This window comes from Alcanivorax sp. HI0083, from assembly GCF_001635175.1.
Window position 1 is genome coordinate 1 of record NZ_LWFX01001683.1, and the last position, 916, is coordinate 916.

The window sequence follows — 916 nt, forward strand, 5'->3', positions numbered from 1 at the left end:
CGGCCACCGGTGGTCGAGATGGCAAAGCTGCCAGCGATGATGGCCAGTTGAGCGTGAAACTCACCACTCCGAAAGCGTTGGGCGGTTCAGGTGGCGAAGGCACAAATCCGGAACAGTTGTTTGCCGCGGGGTACTCAGCCTGTTTTCTCGGTGCCTTGAAGCTGGTGGCCGGCAAGGCCAAGGTCGCATTGCCGGATGATACGGCGATTACCGGGCAGGTCGGTATTGGCCCGTTGGGTGGTGGCTTCGGGATTCAGGCGACGTTGAACGTTCATATTCCTGGCCTGGAGCAAAGTGAAGCGCAAACCCTGGTGGAAAACGCGCATCAGGTTTGCCCGTATTCCAATGCCACTCGCGGTAACATCGACGTGGAACTGGTGGTGACCGTCTAGCTTAAAAACGCCTGCCTAGCGGAGGCGTTTTCAATAAAGCGTAAAAAGAAGCAGCCTGAGGGCTGCTTTTTTGTGTTCTCTTCGTTTTACTGGTGTGAGATGCGGCGGAACCGGTCTTTTGTCGCTGAGTCTGATGATATTCCCTAACGAGAGGACGCGCTCATGACAACCAGGACCCATGCTATTTTTCCTTCATTGATGCTGGGGGCTGTTTTGGCCCTTGTCGGTTGTGATCAGCCAGAACCGGATGCCCCGGATTTGCCGGATGATCAAGCGAAACAGGAAAACGCCCAGCAGCGCGTGCTCGCCGGGAAGGTGATGTATCGCGAGCGCATGGCAATGCCGCCGGAAGCAACCGTCACGGTAACGTTGGCAGATGTATCCCGGATGGATGCCCCGGCCAGAATGATCGCGGAACAACATATTGATAACCCGGGAAATGTGCCGGTGCCTTTCGCGTTGCGCTATGACAAGTCCTTCGCCGATAACGATCATCCGATGGCATATGCAGTGCGTGCCGAGAT

General features: G+C 56.0%; 2 protein-coding genes. Both read left to right on the forward strand.

Features of this window, described 5'->3' with window-relative positions; translation table 11 throughout:
• Positions 1–392: organic hydroperoxide resistance protein (locus A3754_RS24590; protein WP_063521603.1), on the forward strand; the 392-nt coding region annotated here is incomplete at its 5' end.
• Between the two features lie 162 nt (positions 393–554).
• Positions 555–916 (forward strand): YbaY family lipoprotein (locus A3754_RS24595; RefSeq protein WP_197468849.1); only part of this gene is annotated, 362 nt, incomplete at its 3' end.